18 protein-coding genes are annotated in these 16,252 nt (G+C 41.2%); 14 read left to right on the top strand and 4 right to left on the bottom strand.

All coding sequences use genetic code 11. The features are described 5' to 3' along the window. Positions 1-143: 143 nt before the first annotated feature. Positions 144-479 (top strand): DUF6883 domain-containing protein, encoded by a 336-nt coding sequence (locus tag VB691_RS00965; protein WP_323289583.1) that lies wholly within the window; start codon positions 144-146, stop codon positions 477-479. A gap of 46 nt (positions 480-525) precedes the next feature. Further along, positions 526-756: a DUF4926 domain-containing protein gene (locus VB691_RS00970; RefSeq protein ID WP_323289584.1), complete on the top strand. Its 231-nt coding sequence runs from the start codon at positions 526-528 to the stop codon at positions 754-756. A 112-nt stretch (positions 757-868) separates the two neighbouring features. Here VB691_RS00970 and VB691_RS00975 read toward each other — a convergent pair whose 3' ends face one another. After that, the gene (locus VB691_RS00975) at positions 869-1,153 is read right to left on the bottom strand and encodes a BrnA antitoxin family protein (protein WP_323289585.1); all 285 of its coding nucleotides are present in this window, start codon (positions 1,151-1,153) and stop codon (positions 869-871) included. Next, complete coding sequence (locus tag VB691_RS00980; protein WP_416244529.1) at positions 1,134-1,370, bottom strand: BrnT family toxin; 237 nt, start codon at positions 1,368-1,370, stop codon at positions 1,134-1,136. The genes VB691_RS00975 and VB691_RS00980 overlap by 20 nt, the downstream gene beginning before the upstream one ends. Before the next feature lie 349 nt (positions 1,371-1,719). Between VB691_RS00980 and VB691_RS00985 the strand changes: the two genes are divergently transcribed. The 12 genes from VB691_RS00985 (at position 1,720) to VB691_RS01040 (ending at position 11,131) form a co-directional block, all read left to right on the top strand. Beyond that, entirely contained in the window at positions 1,720-1,995 is a 276-nt protein-coding gene (locus VB691_RS00985; RefSeq protein ID WP_323289587.1) for a BrnT family toxin, read from the top strand. Next, a complete protein-coding gene (locus tag VB691_RS00990; protein WP_323289588.1) occupies positions 1,985-2,260 on the top strand; it encodes a hypothetical protein in 276 nt (91 codons plus the stop codon). The genes VB691_RS00985 and VB691_RS00990 overlap by 11 nt, the downstream gene beginning before the upstream one ends. 33 nt (positions 2,261-2,293) lie before the next feature. Next, positions 2,294-2,446: a hypothetical protein gene (locus VB691_RS00995; RefSeq protein ID WP_323289589.1), complete on the top strand. Its 153-nt coding sequence runs from the start codon at positions 2,294-2,296 to the stop codon at positions 2,444-2,446. Beyond that, the gene (locus tag VB691_RS01000) at positions 2,403-3,893 is read left to right on the top strand and encodes an arylsulfatase (RefSeq protein ID WP_323289590.1); all 1,491 of its coding nucleotides are present in this window, start codon (positions 2,403-2,405) and stop codon (positions 3,891-3,893) included. The genes VB691_RS00995 and VB691_RS01000 overlap by 44 nt, the downstream gene beginning before the upstream one ends. Positions 3,894-4,048: 155 nt before the next feature. Then, positions 4,049-4,900 (top strand): sodium dependent transporter, encoded by an 852-nt coding sequence (locus VB691_RS01005; RefSeq protein ID WP_323289591.1) that lies wholly within the window; start codon positions 4,049-4,051, stop codon positions 4,898-4,900. Between the two features lie 57 nt (positions 4,901-4,957). Continuing rightward, positions 4,958-5,512: a DUF2808 domain-containing protein gene (locus VB691_RS01010; protein WP_323289592.1), complete on the top strand. Its 555-nt coding sequence runs from the start codon at positions 4,958-4,960 to the stop codon at positions 5,510-5,512. A gap of 95 nt (positions 5,513-5,607) precedes the next feature. Continuing rightward, positions 5,608-5,742: a hypothetical protein gene (locus tag VB691_RS01015; RefSeq protein ID WP_323289593.1), complete on the top strand. Its 135-nt coding sequence runs from the start codon at positions 5,608-5,610 to the stop codon at positions 5,740-5,742. After that, positions 5,739-5,975, top strand: a complete 237-nt coding sequence (locus tag VB691_RS01020; protein ID WP_002788903.1) for a DUF433 domain-containing protein — start codon at positions 5,739-5,741, stop codon at positions 5,973-5,975. Before VB691_RS01015 ends, VB691_RS01020 begins: the two co-directional genes overlap by 4 nt. A 426-nt stretch (positions 5,976-6,401) precedes the next feature. Next, positions 6,402-6,821, top strand: coding sequence for a YidH family protein (locus tag VB691_RS01025; RefSeq protein WP_323289594.1), 420 nt, complete (start codon positions 6,402-6,404; stop codon positions 6,819-6,821). Between the two features lie 44 nt (positions 6,822-6,865). Further along, the gene (locus VB691_RS01030; RefSeq protein WP_323289595.1) at positions 6,866-7,387 is read left to right on the top strand and encodes a type IV pilin-like G/H family protein; all 522 of its coding nucleotides are present in this window, start codon (positions 6,866-6,868) and stop codon (positions 7,385-7,387) included. A gap of 241 nt (positions 7,388-7,628) precedes the next feature. Beyond that, a complete protein-coding gene (locus VB691_RS01035; protein WP_323289596.1) occupies positions 7,629-8,972 on the top strand; it encodes a DUF1254 domain-containing protein in 1,344 nt (447 codons plus the stop codon). A 176-nt stretch (positions 8,973-9,148) separates the two neighbouring features. Continuing rightward, on the top strand, positions 9,149-11,131 hold the full coding sequence (locus VB691_RS01040; protein ID WP_323289597.1) for a hypothetical protein: 1,983 nt from the start codon (positions 9,149-9,151) through the stop codon (positions 11,129-11,131). 101 nt (positions 11,132-11,232) lie between these two features. Here the strand turns inward: VB691_RS01040 and psaB are convergent, their stop codons facing one another. Further along, positions 11,233-13,446, bottom strand: a complete 2,214-nt coding sequence (gene psaB / locus VB691_RS01045; RefSeq protein ID WP_323289598.1) for a photosystem I core protein PsaB — start codon at positions 13,444-13,446, stop codon at positions 11,233-11,235. Between the two features lie 180 nt (positions 13,447-13,626). Next, positions 13,627-15,873: a photosystem I core protein PsaA gene (gene psaA, locus VB691_RS01050; RefSeq protein WP_323289599.1), complete on the bottom strand. Its 2,247-nt coding sequence runs from the start codon at positions 15,871-15,873 to the stop codon at positions 13,627-13,629. Between the last annotated feature and the right edge of the window lie 379 nt (positions 15,874-16,252).

A 16,252-nucleotide genomic window follows, 5' to 3' on the forward strand; every position in this document is an offset into this window, starting at 1 on the left:
ATTTGCTTAGTTTTGTAGGGTGGTGTTCTCCGAAGTATGAAGGGAGACAATTATGTTTAAATTTTTTCCCATTTTTAGAGAATATGTGAGAACTTATAGGTAAAATTTATTATAATTTAATCGCATATTTTATAAGTTAAATCATGAAACTACCTAATTTAGAAAAAGCAATTATTTCTGAAGCTAAATTATCAGGATATTGTTTAAATTTAGAGCATAAAGATGGTAAACATAAAGCCCGTGTATTTCGTGCTGCTTTAGGATTAACGGCTGAAAATTCAGATGAATTAAGAAAGGCACTACTCCATGCTTTAATTAATTATGACGCACAATTTCAAAAAACAACAGCTAATGGTGATTTATACATTATTATATTTCCTATGACTAGGAATAATAACACTGAGAATATTAAAAGCGTTTGGATTATTAGAAATGATGAAAATTTTCCTCGTTTAGTCACTTGTTATATTGATGAATAAAAATCTATGTTATAATTATGTTTTATAAAATCGAGGCTATTATCTGATGAATAACACCATTAACGAAATTGATCTTGTTGCTTTGACTCAAGATTTACCAGAATTAGGATTGAATAAAGGAGAAACAGGAACAGTAGTAGATATTTCTGAAACGGGAGTATTTTTAGTTGAGTTTTCTAATGAAAATGGAGAAATGATTGCCTTAGAATCTTTGAAAAGAGAACAGATCACATTAGTGACTTCTTATAGCCAAGAAAAGAGTCAAATTAAGGTTTGAAATATGGTTAAGTTTATTAAAAAAGTATAAACAATATTCTAAATTTTATCATTTTTATGTAGCAGTGCGATCGCTGACGAGTGTAGGGTGCGTTAATGAAATGTAACGCACCTTATTTATTCTTCTGTGTCACGTATTCCCGCAGAGCGCGATTAATGCTAGTCTGATACCCTTCCCCTTGTTTGGCGTGGGTTTTGAACCAGTCTATAAGGTCGGCATCAAGACGGAGAGTGATCTGCTTTTTGATCGGGCGATAAAATAGCCCACGCTTTGCCTTGCTCCAATCTCCCATAGCTTCTGGGATCAGGTCTGTGCGGATCGGCTCTTGTGAGGCTGCGAGATCGTCAATTTCAGCCTGTATCTCTGGTGGCACTGGATTAGAATGTTCCTTCTTCATAAGCCCTCCTTTCATGAGTTGTTGCCCTACGTGCGCTAATAATTCGTCCCATTTCTTCTCCTGTCACTGAATCAGACTCCGGCCAAGTATGCACAACAAATACGGTCAGTTGACCGATCAGTCCGATAGTCTGCCAGCGTTCTTCGTCTGGGTATGAATCGGGACGGCTGACAGCGAGAGGATCAGCAAAAACATATTGAGCGGCTTCAAAGCTCAAGCCGTGATCGCGTTTGTTTGTCCGATTCTTTTTATCGTCCCATGTCCACTTCAATTTTACCCTCCCAGTGTAGCTACATTATCATAACTACGTTACTTTTTGTCAACACCATCCAGTACGATCGCTGACGAGTGTAGTGCGATCGCGGATCTTGTAGGTTGGGTTGAGGTAACGAAACCCAACCACCTCAGAACAAACATTAAATGCGGATTTGATAAGGAGAGAATAGAAGTAACAGTTTAGTCATGGGTTTCTTTGATAAGTAAAAAAACTTTGAGCTTTAGAATCATTATAGGGAATTTTTTATGCTACAATGTAAGGTGGTTAAATCTCGCCAAGTGAAAATGACTTGAAACTAGAGTTTGAATGGGATGAGAAGAAAGCTAAAGCAAATCAAACAAAACATGGTATTTCTTTTGAAGAAGCATCCACAGTATTTGATGATCCCTTATCTATAAATTTCGATGATCCTGACCATTCTACAGGGGAGAATCGCTATCTTATAATAGGTTTATCAGATCAAGGTAAATTTCTATTTGTTTCTTATACAGATCGTAATAATAAAATTCGTTTAATTAGTGCAAGATTAGTTACACCAAAAGAAAAGAGATATTATGAGCGATAAAATCCAAGATGAATTAGAAGATAATTTACGAGAAGAATATGATTTAAGTCAACTTAAAAATCCTGTTCGCGGCAAATATTATCAACAGTATCGAGAAGGTCATAGTGTTACTATCCATTATGAAGATGGCACAAAAACTATCGAACATTTTCCATCGCAAAATGATGTAATCATTCTTGATCCTGATGTCAAAAAATATTTTCCTAATTCGGAATCTGTTAATGCTACTTTAAGAAGTTTAATTAAATTAATTCCTCAACAATAGCTAGTTTGATCGCCGATCTTGTAGGGTGCATTAATGAAATGTAACGCACCTTACGCACCTTTATGTATTGTCGATAATCCCCTTAAATGCTATGCTATGGCAGATCAAGATTATTTAAGCTTTAAATCAGGAGAACTCAAAAATGACCACGACAAAACCCAACATTGTAGTAATTTGGGGCGATGATATCGGTACTGCCAACCTGAGTATTTTTACTAAGGGGATGATGGGCTACCGCACGCCGAATATTGATCGCATTGCCGAAGAAGGAATGCTATTTACTGACTACTACGGCGAGCAGAGTTGCACCGCCGGGCGATCTGCTTTTATGACGGGGCAATCGGTTTTTCGCACAGGTTTGAGCAAGGTAGGAATGCCGGGGGCAGATATCGGACTACAGGCAGCAGATCCTACCATAGCAGAATTATTAAAACCCTTGGGTTATGCTACGGGTCAATTTGGTAAAAACCATTTCGGGGATAAGGATAAATTTCTGCCTACCCAACATGGTTTTGATGAATTTTTTGGCTTTTTGTATCACCTGAACGCTTGTGAAGAGCCGGAATTACGGGATTATCCCCCTGAAAAAGATTTCCCCAATTTCCGAGAACACTTTGCCCCTCGTGGCGTACTGCATTCATATTCTGATGGTCGTATTGAAGACACCGGCCCCCTGACTAAAAAGCGCATGGAAACCATCGATGATGAGGTCTTTGAGGCAACATCGGAATGGTTAGACCGCAAAGCAGCAGAAGATAATCCTTTTTTCCTCTGGTTCAACACTTCTCATATGCACTTCCGCACCCATGCTAAACCTGAGAGTTTAGGGCAGTCGGGACGTTGGCAATCAGAATATCATGATGTCATGATCGACCATGATAAACTTGTCGGGGCTTTGCTCCAAAAGCTGGATGATATGGGCATTGCGGACAATACTATTGTCATTTATGGCACTGACAATGGCCCTCACATGAACTCTTGGCCTGATGGTGGTATGACTCCCTTTCGTAATGAAAAAGATTCTAACTGGGAAGGTGCATTCAGGGTTCCCTGTTTTGTTCGTTGGCCTGGGGTAATTAAACCAGGTACGGTATCTAATGAAATTGTTAGTAATTTGGACTGGTTGCCGACATTATTGGCAGCAGCAGGGGAACCAGACATCAAAGAAAAATTGCTTAAAGGATATCAAACAGGAGAAAAAAACTTTAAAGTTCATCTCGATGGTTATAACCTTTTACCCTACTTTAAGGGAGAAGTGGAAAAGAGTCCCCGTGTCGAATTTTTCTACTTTTCTGATGATGGCGACCTCATGGCAATGCGCTATGATAACTGGAAATTTATCTTTATGGAGCAACGAGTACAAGGAACCCTCCGCATCTGGCAAGAACCCTTAGTTACTCTGCGTTTTCCCAAATTGTTTAACCTCCGCACTGACCCCTACGAACGGGCAGATATAACTTCTAATACTTATTGGGATTGGGTTCTCGATCATATTTATCTGTTTTTACCTGCCCAGAAAATTGTAGGAGATTTCTTGCAGACATTTGTAGAGTTTCCCCCTCGTCAAAAAGCAGCGAGTTTCACTATTGACCAAGTATTAGAGAAACTGCAAAGCGGTGCAGGAAGCCGTTAAAAGTCAACTTTTCTAGAGAGAATAAAGGAAAAGGGAACTATTCGCCAAGGATAGAAATCTTTTCCTCTCAATTCCAAAATACTGAGCCAAAAAAAACAAGGCTGGTTCGTAATCAGCATGAAGAATGATTGGAAGCAAATCTTCGCATTTAACTCATGAACCATCCTTTATTGGTAATAATCGTTAAAGTTACAATTTTTTCCCTGATGTTAGCTATGGGGATCAATTTGTCTTTAGAAAAAATGCTCTCCCTTTGGCGCAAACCTGCTTTACTATTTCGTGCGCTTCTAGCAGTTGTTGTGCTGGTTCCCCTAGTGGTTGTGGCACTGCTGAAACTGTTTAACTTACCTTTGGGAGTAACGATAGGATTAGTCTTGTTAGCAGCCTCTCCAGGTGCGCCTCTGACCACAAAAAGAACCCAAATGGCGGGAGCCAGATTTCGTAACTCTGCTAGTCTTCAGCTAACTCTGGCTTTACTTGCGGTTGTTATTACCCCTCTGACCTTAGCTATTTTTGCTATCCTATTTCAAAGTATTCCCGACAAAGTAACCATGTTAGATGTGGCTAAACAAGTTACTATCGTGCAATTTTTACCCGTTAGTCTGGGTCTTTTACTGCAAAAATTTGGGGCTAAATATGCAGTAGTGATCGCCCAACCTTTAACTTTTATTGCTAATAGTCTGTTTTTAGTATTAATTATTTTAGCCTGTATTGTGGGAGTTCCTTTGTTGTCTAAACTTTGGGGATTACCATTAGTTGTGATCGCTATTATGGTGATTGTCTCTCTGGGTATTGGACACGCTTTAGGGGGTCCAGATGAAGATCAAAGGTCGATCCTAGCGATTTCCTGTATTGCTCGTAATGTTGGTTTAGCTTTGTTTATCGCCATTTTAAATGGTCTAGAAAAGCAGGTAATGCCGACAATAGTGGTTTATTTGATGGTGGGGGCTGTTTTTGGTGTTCTCTACTCCATCTACCATAAGCGCAAATTAGCCGAATTATCCTAGGAAAACTAATCTAGTCCCATAACTACTTTCAATTAATATAATGAATGGTTTGTCATCATGCGTATTTTCCCCTTAATTGGCCTAACTTTGATTCTCGGTTCGTCCACTATTTCCCTAGCTACCGATATTCACGCTCAAGATCTTCCTTTGTCAGAAAATAACACTTTTTTTACGGGACAACCGCCAAGTTTAACGAGTGCCTCTTCAGTTTTTACCAACATTAATGTTCCTGATGTTCCCTATTTGTTTACTATAAATTTACCTAAGAACTCGGTTGAATCCCTGGGGAAAGTGACCGTTGAGCCAAACGAGAGTTCCGCAGCCATTGACTTTCAACTTGATCAAACTAAAGGGTTTCAGGGAACAGAAAATAATCGTGGTAAAGCCTTAACCTTAAAAAGTGTGACTCAGGATTCTCAAACCAAGGCAATTTCAGTTGTTTTCGAGCCACCCATTCCCCCAGGAACCAACTTTACTATAAGCTTAATAGCAGCACAGAATCCTTCTATAGCAGGGACTTATCTGTTTACGGTTAAAGCTTTTCCGTCCGGCAATAACCCAACTGGGATAGATCTTGGTGTTGGGACTTTCCGAATTTATGAGGACCGTTAATATACTTGTTGTTGAATAATAACGTCAAATCTAGGTTTTGGGAGGTGTCTAATAAGCGCAAATTAGCCGAATTATTGCAGAAAAACTAATGGATTATGAGTCAAACTCCCAAACAGCCTTCTACCAATGACTTAGCCTCAGATCGTACTGAACTAGCTAAATATCGTAGTCGGGCAGCCGCCGATCGCAAATTAGTTTCTTATGTTAATTTATTGAGGAAAAAACGATGAATTATCGTCAACGGATTACAATTAACCCCTCCATTCGTAGCGGAAAGCCCTGTATTATTAATACTCGGATCACCGTTAATGATGTTTTAGACTATTTGGGTGGAGGGATGACTATTGAGGAAGTTTTAGACGATTTTCCCGATCTAACCTTAGAAGATATACAAGCCTGTTTCGCTTTTGCTGCTGACCGCGATCGCCATCTGATGATTATTCCCAATGAAATTACTGTTTGATGAAAATTTATTTGTTCGAGATTTGTTGTACAATGCGTAAATGAAGATTTTAGGGGTAATCAAAATGCTAAATATTGATACTATTAATGAAAATATTGCTCAATCTTCTTTGCCTTCATTACAAGAAATTGCTAAACTTTCTCTATACTCTTGTAGGGTGCGTTACATTTCATTAACGCACCAAGTTGATTGTTATTCACCGTAATTATCTGATTTTTGGGATTTTTATTAATACAGTCTGCTCCGCAGTGCCTTCGGCAACACTGATCTTGTAGGTTGGGTTGAGGTGACGAAACCCAACAAATTGTTTACAATCTCAAACGAATGTTAATATACTTGTTGTTGAATAATAACGTCAAATCTAGGTTTTTGGAGGTGTCTAATAAGCACAAATTAGCCAAATTATTCCAGGAAAAGTAATGGATTATGAGTCAAACTCCCAAACAGCCTTCTAACAATGACTTAGCGGCAGATCGTACTGAACTAGCTAAATATCGCAGTCGCGCAGCCGCAGATCGCACCTTAATGGCTTGGATACGCACATCTCTATCATTAATTGGTTTTGGTTTTGGTATCCCCACTATTGTTAGGACAATTGAAAATACTCATCTTAGTCATAATCTTAACCCAGTCAGATTTTCTGTTATTGTGGGACTATCCTTTATTGGTACAGGAATGCTGGGGATGGTTTTAGGGTTAAGAGAACACCGTAAGTTACTCAAACAAATTGAAAGCGATCGCTATACCTACGAAACTTCTTACAGTGCGGAAATTGTTGGGGTAGCATTGTTAGTAATTGGGTTAGTTAGTTTTATTGGAGTGATAGTTAAATCACTGAATTTTTAAACAAATTGTGAGGAAGTATGATTAATTTAGGTCTAATTCAAAACATGACTCAATTTTTTAAGACAAAAGGGCTAATTTATACTCTGTTATTAGGGACTAGCATAGTGGGGTTTAGTTTAACAACTCAAGCGGAAGATGAAGTTGATCAATATCAAAATGTTGCCTTACAAGTTGTTGCAAAAATGACAGAAGCACAGCGCACTTATTATCAAAAAAATGGTAATTTTCGCGCTCCCATTAACGATCTAAAAAAAGATTTTGATCTGACCTTACCGCCTACGTTTGATTATGCCGTTCGGACGACTTCAGAAGCAGCCTACAGTTATGTTATTCCGGCTCAATCGAAGGTTTCTGGTCAGCTTAAAGCCTATGTAGGAGGAGCTTTTATCACCCCGAATCAAACTCCCAAAATTACTACTATTATCTGTGAAAGCACAAAACCCGGACAAATCCGTCCGGCTGATCCCCAATTAGTCAGAGGAACGGATTTAGCTAACCCTACTAAATTAGCCTTACAATGCGGTGATTTTTCGGTTCGAGTACCTGACTCTAAAGTGACATTTTGATGTCAGAAGGAGGCAAAACAAAAAGTTATGAATATGCACCTCATTAAGTAATAATGATGGTTTATTTCTGGACAAATTCTCTTAAAATTTAGAGATGAATTATCCTATCAAACCTACAGCCTATCTTCTAGCTTGTACTCTAATCGGACAAACCTCCTTGGTACTAGCACAGACAATTTCTGTAGTTCCCACAGTTGAGACGGTAGTATCACAAACTTACCGAAAAATGGAGAATATTAAAATGCCCAGTCTTGAAGAAACTAAGGCGATCGCTGAAGCCGGATTTATCTACGGCTTGCCCATCGTGATGAATTACGCTGTGATGTATGAATACGCTGTAGACAAAAACTCTGGGCAATTTAAAGCTCCTTTCAACCAGATTAAGAATGAAGCGAGGGTCTTTACCTACAAAGACACCGCTGTCATCACCGCCAACAGCGATACGCCCTATTCCTTTGCTTGGCTCGACCTACGAGCAGAGCCAATTGTATTATCTGTTCCCGCCTTTGAGAAAGATCGTTACCACTCAGTGCAACTCGAAGACGGTAATACGTTCATTTATGGTTATATCAGTAATCGCGCCACGGGCAATGAGGCGGGGGATTACATGGTTGTTGGCCCCGACTGGAAGGGGGAGAAACCACCTGGCATTAAAAAGGTATTTCGATCTACAACCCAGTTCTCCTTGGCGGGTTATCGCACTCAGCTTTTTAACCCTGAAGATATGCCCAATGTGGTCAAAATTCAGTCTGGTTATAAAGTACAGCCTCTTTCGGCCTATCTTAAACAACCGCTACCCCCCTCAGCACCGACGATTGACTTCCCCAAAATTGATAAAGAGTTAGCTAAAACTAATTTCTTTGAATATCTCGACTTCGCCTTAAAGTTCGCCCCACCCGGGCCCGAAGAGAAGGAAATTAGAGCAAAGTTAGCAAAAATCGGCGTTGGACCCGATAAGACATTTGAATTTAAGGAGCTTTCCCCTGAGCATAAAGCCCAAATCGTTCTTGGCATGAAAGAAGGGGAAGCCAAGATCAAACAATACCTTGAGGACGGGCAAGAAGTCGTTAATGGATGGGGAATGTTAAATCTTTTTGGTAACCGAGGGTTTTTTAATGGTGATTGGTTGAAACGGGCTGCTGGGGCCCAGGGCGGTATCTACGGCAATGAGGCGGCTGAAGCAACCTATCCCCTTACAAGGACACTTGCTGACGGTCAGCCCCTCGACGGTAGCAAGCACAAATACACACTAACCTTTCCTGCTGGGACGTATCCACCTGTCAATGCTTTTTGGTCAGTGACAATGTATGACGGCAAGACACAATTATTGATCGAGAACCCGATTAATCGTTATCTGATCAATTCTCCCATGTTGCCGAATATGAAAAAGAATGCCGACGGTTCACTGACGTTGTATATTCAGAAGGATTCGCCAGGTGCAGATAAGGAATCTAACTGGCTACCTGCTCCAGACGGACAGATCTATCTGGTGATGCGTCTCTACTGGCCGAAGGAAACACCCCCTTCGATTCTGCCAGTTGGAAAAGGGACATGGAAACCACCGAGCATAGAAATAGTCAAATAAGTGGGAAATGAATCGCGTGGGTAGCCGAATCTACCCATTCGTTATTGGTGAATTGCAATAAGAAAATTCAATAAGTTAAGTTAAGTAAAAATCAAACATTTGCTTCTTTCACCTTTCCGTACTCACACATTTTTTTTGTTATCCTAATTATTACAAAATCAACCATCATAAAAATTATGCTTCAATACCGATTACCACAAATTACCCCTCTAGTTATTGTATTTCAGGGATTTATGTTATGGGCTTCTTTTTTATCTCCAAACGCATTAGCTAATCCTTCTGGAACCGAAATTGATAAATTATCAGATTTACCAGTTTTAAACTCTCAAGATAATTCAAGTTTGACTGATCAACTAGATCCAAATAGTCCTGATTCTATATCAGGAGAAAAGTTAGTTAATAAAACAGTTGAATTACAACAAGTTCAAGCAAATTTTTCTTGTCCTGATTTTACTCCTTTAACCAATACTACTAAACCCAATATATCCTCTGATGATAATAAAGAAATTAAAATAGAACCAACCAGTTCTTGTGCGGCTGATTTAATGGGAGTACCGAATACTCAAGAATCAGTTAAAAAGGAACCAGAAACATCATTAATTGTTCAAGAAACTGTCCCTGAATTATCACCAAATATCTCTATTAAAACGGTTGCTGATGATGATCAATGGCATTTTAAACTACAACCTTATGCAACCGTTCCTATCAATACCTATGGAACAGTTTCAGCTAGGGGAAAAACCGTTAGTTATCATCTCAGTTTAGGAGAATTATTAGACACTTTACGAGTGACCGCAAGTGGTCGTTTTGAAGGTTGGAAAGGCCGTTGGGGATTTATTGTTGATGGTTATTTTGCTAGTTTACAAGACATTGGGAATCTTTCAATAGAACGTTCAAGAACTCCTAATCCTATTAATACGTTGAATTTTTTGTTAAATAGAAGTGTTAATAGTAAAGTTCAAGAAGTAGTTAATGTGCTTGATCGAGAAGTTCAAGCAGCAAGAAACATTGAAGAATTACGAGATAATGGAACATTCCAAAATTTAGACCAAAGACTTCAAGATTTTAGAGGAATTGTCACCGAAGACGTTCAGAGATTACGGGAATTAGAATCGAATCTTCAGGCGTTTAAAGAAATTATTGTTAAAGATGGTCAAAGATTAGAAGTAATCGCTCTTAAGGTTGAGGATTTACAAGATATAGGTCTAAAGATTGACGAGTTACAAGAATTAAATCTCAACAATGAAGAATTAAAAAGAATTATTTCTCTCAGAATTAAAGACTTACCTATACTTGATGATTTAGAAGAATTAAATACTAAAATTAAAGAATTAAATAGACTAACAGATTTAAGAGGATTACGAGAAAAATTAACTCAGACGCGAGACAATTTAGAACAATTTGGTCAGCAAGTGAGGGAACTTCGAGATAAAAAGGAACAATTACAACAAGATAAGGAAAGATTACAACAAGACAGAGAAAAATTACAACAAGATAAAGAGCAATTACAAAATCTCGAAGCAAAAATTGAGGAAGCAAAAGCTTTACTAGACAGAGAAATTCAAGCTATTCAGAAATTTGAGGAATTTCAAGCAAATCAAGAACCCCAACAACTTAATGCAGACACTAGAGCAAGTTTACAATTTGATCAAGGGATCTATGATTTTGCTCTTAGTTATCATATTGGAGATCTTCCTTCCCATGAATTACCGGATCAACCTTCTAATCGCAATTTTCCTCTGATTTGGTTTCAACCGATCGCCGGAGTTCGTCTCAATGATATTAGCATTGATATTGAAACAATTACGAATTTTCAGCTATCGAGTTCCTTAGTTAATATTCAGGGAACTGTTCAACAAAATTTTACAAGAGATAGAACGTGGTTTGAACCATTACTAGGAGGAAAATTCGGGGTACAAATATCTGATCCTGTTACTTTTTGGTTAAGAGGAGATGCGTCAGGGTTTGGACTAGCAGGAGAAACAGATATTAGTTGGAATTTATTGTTTGGGGTTGATTGGTGGGTTCATCGACAAATTTCATTACAATTAGGTTATCGTTTCTATGAGATTGATTATAGGAATAGTAGCGATAATGGTGACTTTGGGTTTGAGGAGAATCTTAATGGCCCATTCCTATCAGCAACTTTCCATTTCTAGGACAGAAAATAATTCTTGAATAGGCTTTATACAAACAAAAATCCCCTACCGGAAGATAGGGGATTTATTTATTTTATTAACCTAACATGAGGGGTTTAGAGTTAACCAAACTTGCCCGCAGTTGAAGCAATAAGGAACGCCGCATAAGTCAGGATATAACCCACCGTAAAGTGAGCTAAACCAACCACACGAGCTTGAACGATAGAAAGAGCAACAGGTTTGTCTTTCCAGCGAACTAAGTTAGCTAGAGGTGTGCGTTCGTGGGCCCATACAATGGTTTCGATCAACTCTTGCCAATAACCACGCCAAGAGATGAGGAACATAAACCCAGTTGCCCAAACCAGGTGTCCAAACAGGAACATCCAGGCCCAGACTGATAAGTTATTAGTACCGTAGGGGTTATAACCGTTAATTAACTGAGCAGAGTTTGCCCAGAGATAATCCCGGAACCAACCCATTAAGTAGGTCGAGTTTTCGTTGAACTGAGCAACGTTACCAGACCAAACTCCTAGATGTTTCCAGTGCCAGTAGAATGTTAACCATCCTAAAGTGTTGAGCATCCAGAACATAGCCAGGTAGAAAGAATCCCAAGCGGAAATATCACAAGTACCACCGCGGCCAGGGCCATCACAAGGGAAGGCATAACCGAAGTCTTTCTTATCGGGCATCAATTTAGATCCCCGTGCATCTAAAGCACCCTTAACCAAGATTAAGGTAGTGGTATGTAAACCAAGGGCGATCGCATGGTGAACTAAGAAGTCACCAGGGCCAATGGTTAAGAACAGGGAGTTAGCACCACTGTTAATGGCATCTAACCAGCCAGGTAACCAAACATTGGCATAGTTGGGATAGGCAGTAGTAGCGATACTGTCAGGATTAGACAAAAGTACGTCAAATCCATATAACGCTTTACCATGAGCCGCTTGAATCCATTGAGCAAACACAGGCTCAATTAAGATTTGCTTCTCAGGAGTACCGAAAGCCACAACCACATCATTGTGGACATATAACCCTAGGGTGTGGAAACCAAGGAACAAAGACACCCAACTTAAATGGGAGATAATTGCTTCTTTATGCTCCAACATCCGGGCTAACACATTATTTTTGTTAGCTTCGGGGTCATAATCACGAACAAAGAAGATTGCGCCGTGAGCAAATGCCCCTACCATCAAGAATCCAGCAATGTACTGGTGATGGGTATAAAGAGCCGCTTGGGTGGTGTAATCCTTCGCAATAAAGGCGTAGGAGGGCAAAGAATACATATGTTGTGCCACCAAGGAAGTCACAACCCCTAAACAAGCCAACGCTAAACCGAGTTGGAAGTGGAGAGAGTTGTTAACGGTGTCATACATATTCTTATGACCGTCACCCAATTTGCCACTGGGAGGTCTGTGAGCATTCAAGATTTCCTTGATGCTGTGACCAATGCCCCAGTTGGTGCGGTACATATGGCCCGCAATGATGAAGATTACCGCGATCGCCAAATGGTGATGGGCAATATCCGTCAGCCACAAGGACTCGGTTTGAGGATGGAAGCCACCTAAGAAGGTTAAGATAGCGGTTCCTGCTCCTTGAGACGTGCCAAATACATGACCAGCCGTATCAGGATTTTGAGCGTAAACTCCCCAATTTCCGGTAAAGAAGGGTAATAACCCAGCAGGATGAGGGGGAGTAGACAGGAAGTTATCCCAACCGACGTGCTGTCCGCGAGATTCGGGGATGGCAACGTGAACCAAGTGACCAGTCCAAGCTAAGGAGCTAACCCCAAACAAACCAGCTAAGTGGTGATTGAGGCGAGATTCAGCATTTTTGAACCAAGCTAAATTAGGACGGAACTTAGGTTGTAAGTGTAACCAGCCAGCGAACAGGAACAAGGAAGAAAGAATCAAGAGGAAAATAGACCCTTGATAAAGTTCTCCATTGGTTGTCATGCCGATGGTATAGAACCAGTGGTAAACCCCAGAATAGGAGATGTTAACTGGATAGGAAGCACCTGCTTGAGTAAAGGCATCAATTGCGCCTTGACCAAATTGAGGGTCCCAGATCGCATGGGCGATAGGACGGATGTTGAGGGGATCTTTAATCCACTGCTCGAAGTTACCTTGCCAGGCTACGTGGAAGAGGGTGCCGGAGGTCCACAGAAAGATGATGGCGATGTGACCGAAATGAGAAGCAAAAATCTTTTGATAAAGATTCTCCTCAGTCATTCCATCATGGGTTTCAAAATCGTGGGCCGTAGCTATCCCGTACCAGATCCGACGGGTAGTGGGATCTTGAGCGAGGTCCTGGCTAAATTTGGGAAATTTAGTTGCCATAGCTTTTTAGGAAATTCTCCTCTCTAAAACAATGAGGCTCATGCAGAATTGCTGCTCATTTCCTGATGTCATTATTCCTTGTAGCCAACAGACTACAGGAGGGGAAAAACGGCTAAGATGCCGTCTTTATTTTAAAGCTAGAGGATAAAGGACAAAGAAAATTTGTCCTTTTCCCCTAGATTAGCCAATCGATAGGCTTCGTGCCAGGAAGAAGGCCCAAGTGGTAACAATTCCTCCTAACAGGTAGTGAGTGACACCCACAGCCCGACCCTGAATAATACTCAGAGCGCGAGGTTGAATAGCAGGTGCAACGTTCAACTTGTTATGAGCCCAAACAATAGACTCGATCAGTTCTTGCCAGTAGCCGCGACCGCTGAACAGGAACATCAAACTGAAGGCGAAGATGAAGTGACCGGCTAAGAACATGATGCCATAAGCCGATAAAGCCGAGCCATAGGAGTTAATCACATTGGCTGCTTGCGCCCAGAGGAAGTCCCGTAACCAACCGTTAATGGTAATGGCACTTTGAGCAAAGTTACCCCCGGTTACGTGACTAACCGTACCATCAGGGTCAACGGTTCCCCAAACATCAGACTGCATCTTCCAACTGAAGTGGAAAATCACAATGGATAGGGAATTGTACATCCAGAACAAGCCTAGGAAGACATGATCCCAACCAGAAACTTGACAGGTACCACCCCGTCCAGGGCCATCACAGGGGAAGCGGAAGCCTAGTTCACTCTTGTCAGGAACGAGACGAGAGTTACGGGCGTAAAGTACCCCTTTCAGGAGAATTAGGACGGTTACGTGGATGGTGAAAGCATGGATATGGTGAACCATGAAATCAGCCGTACCCAGGCTAATAGGCATCATCGCTACTTTGCCAGCTATCGCAATGGTTTCGCCACCAAAGGCATAACTAGTCGTTGCTAGAGCATGGGGCGCAGTGCCACCAGGAGCCAGGGTGTGAATATTCTGTACCCACTGAGCAAAGATAGGCTGCAATTGAATCCCCGTGTCCGAGAACATATCTTGGGGACGACCGAAGGCTCGCATCGTGTCATTGTGGACGTATAGTCCGAAGCTATGGAAGCCGAGGAAAATACAGACCCAGTTGAGATGGGAAATAATAGCATCTCGATGACGAAGCATCCGATCCAGCAGGTTGTTGACGTTCTTGGCGGGATCATAATCCCGAACCATAAAGATTGCCCCGTGCGCTCCCGCACCGACGATCAAGAAGCCACCAATCCAAACATGGTGAGTAAACAGAGATAACTGGGTTCCGTAGTCGATCGCCTGGTAAGGATAGGGAGGCATAGCATACATATGGTGCGCCACAATGATGCTTAATGACCCTAACATTGCCAAGTTAATCGCTAACTGAGCGTGCCAAGAGGTGGTCAGGATTTCATATAATCCTTTGTGACCTTCTCCAGTGAAGGGGCCCTTATGTGCCTCTAGAATTTCCTTCATGCTATGGCCAATGCCCCAGTTGGTGCGGTACATATGACCAGCAATGATGAACAAGACTGCGATCGCCAAATGGTGATGCGCTTGGTCGGATAGCCACAGACCTCCTGTAACGGGGTTTAAGCCACCCTTAAAGGTCAGGAAGTCAGAATAAGCTGCCCAATTTAGGGTAAAGAAGGGGGTCAGCCCTTGAGCAAAACTGGGGTACAGTTCTGCCATTTTGCTGGGTTCCAGAATAAACTCATGGGGCAAAGGGATGTCTTTCGGAGCGATCCCCGCATCTAAGAGTTTATTGATGGGCATAGAAACGTGAATTTGATGACCAGCCCATCCTAATGAGCCACAGCCCAGAAGAACGGATAAATGGTGGTTCATCATGGATTCTACATTTTGGAACCATTCCAGCTTGGGAGCTTTTTTGTGGTAATGGAACCATCCAGCAAACAGCATCAGGCCAGCCATCACTAACCCACCAATGGCAGTGCAGTATAGCTGGTAGCTATTGGTAAAGCCTGAAGCTCTCCACAGATAAAACAGACCAGAGGTGATCTGAATTCCGTGGAAGCCACCTCCCATATCCCCATTTAAAATGCCTTGACCAACAATGGGCCAAACCACTTGTGCGCTGGGTTTGATGGCGGTGGGGTTCGCTAACCAAGATTCGTAATTAGAAAACTTTGCGCCATGATAATACATGCCGCTCAGCCAGACAAAGATAACGGCTAAATGACCGAAGTGCGCGCTGAAAATTTTCCGCGAGACATCTTCTAAATCACTGGTTTGACTATCAAAATCGTGTGCGTCGGCGTGAAGGTTCCAAATCCAGGTGGTGGTTTTTGGGCCTCTAGCGAGGGTTCTGTCGAAGTGTCCGGGTTGCCCCCACTTCTCAAAGGAAGTTGGGACGGGATCACTATCTACCATAACCTTAGCTTTCGCCTCAGGACCTTTTGTCATGAGGGTTCTCCTCTCTGGACAATAAACTTTAGGGTTTTCCTATTGAGGACATTGTAATAGAAGATGGGCAAAAATAGGAGCTTTTGCTTCTCTTTTGATTGCACTTGATTTGCCGGTTTTTATTCGGTTCCAAGCCAAAGCATCAATAGTAGATGATAAGTCTTTATCTTCTTTTCTGTTAGGGACGCTTAACAATAATTAAAATTAGGCCAATTCTTGACCGACTATGGCTTATGAAGGAACCAAATTCGTCCCAAAAGTCAAGTAAATCTTTAGTTTCTTTACAAAAAGTAATGTTACAAATCAAGCCAAGAGTGTCAGCTTAACGGTGGGACTGGTAAAATTGCGTCATAGACTTAAATACAGTTAAAGTGTTATC

Origin of the sequence: Crocosphaera sp. XPORK-15E (genome assembly GCF_034931425.1) — a bacterium.
GTDB lineage: Bacteria > Cyanobacteriota > Cyanobacteriia > Cyanobacteriales > Microcystaceae > UHCC-0190.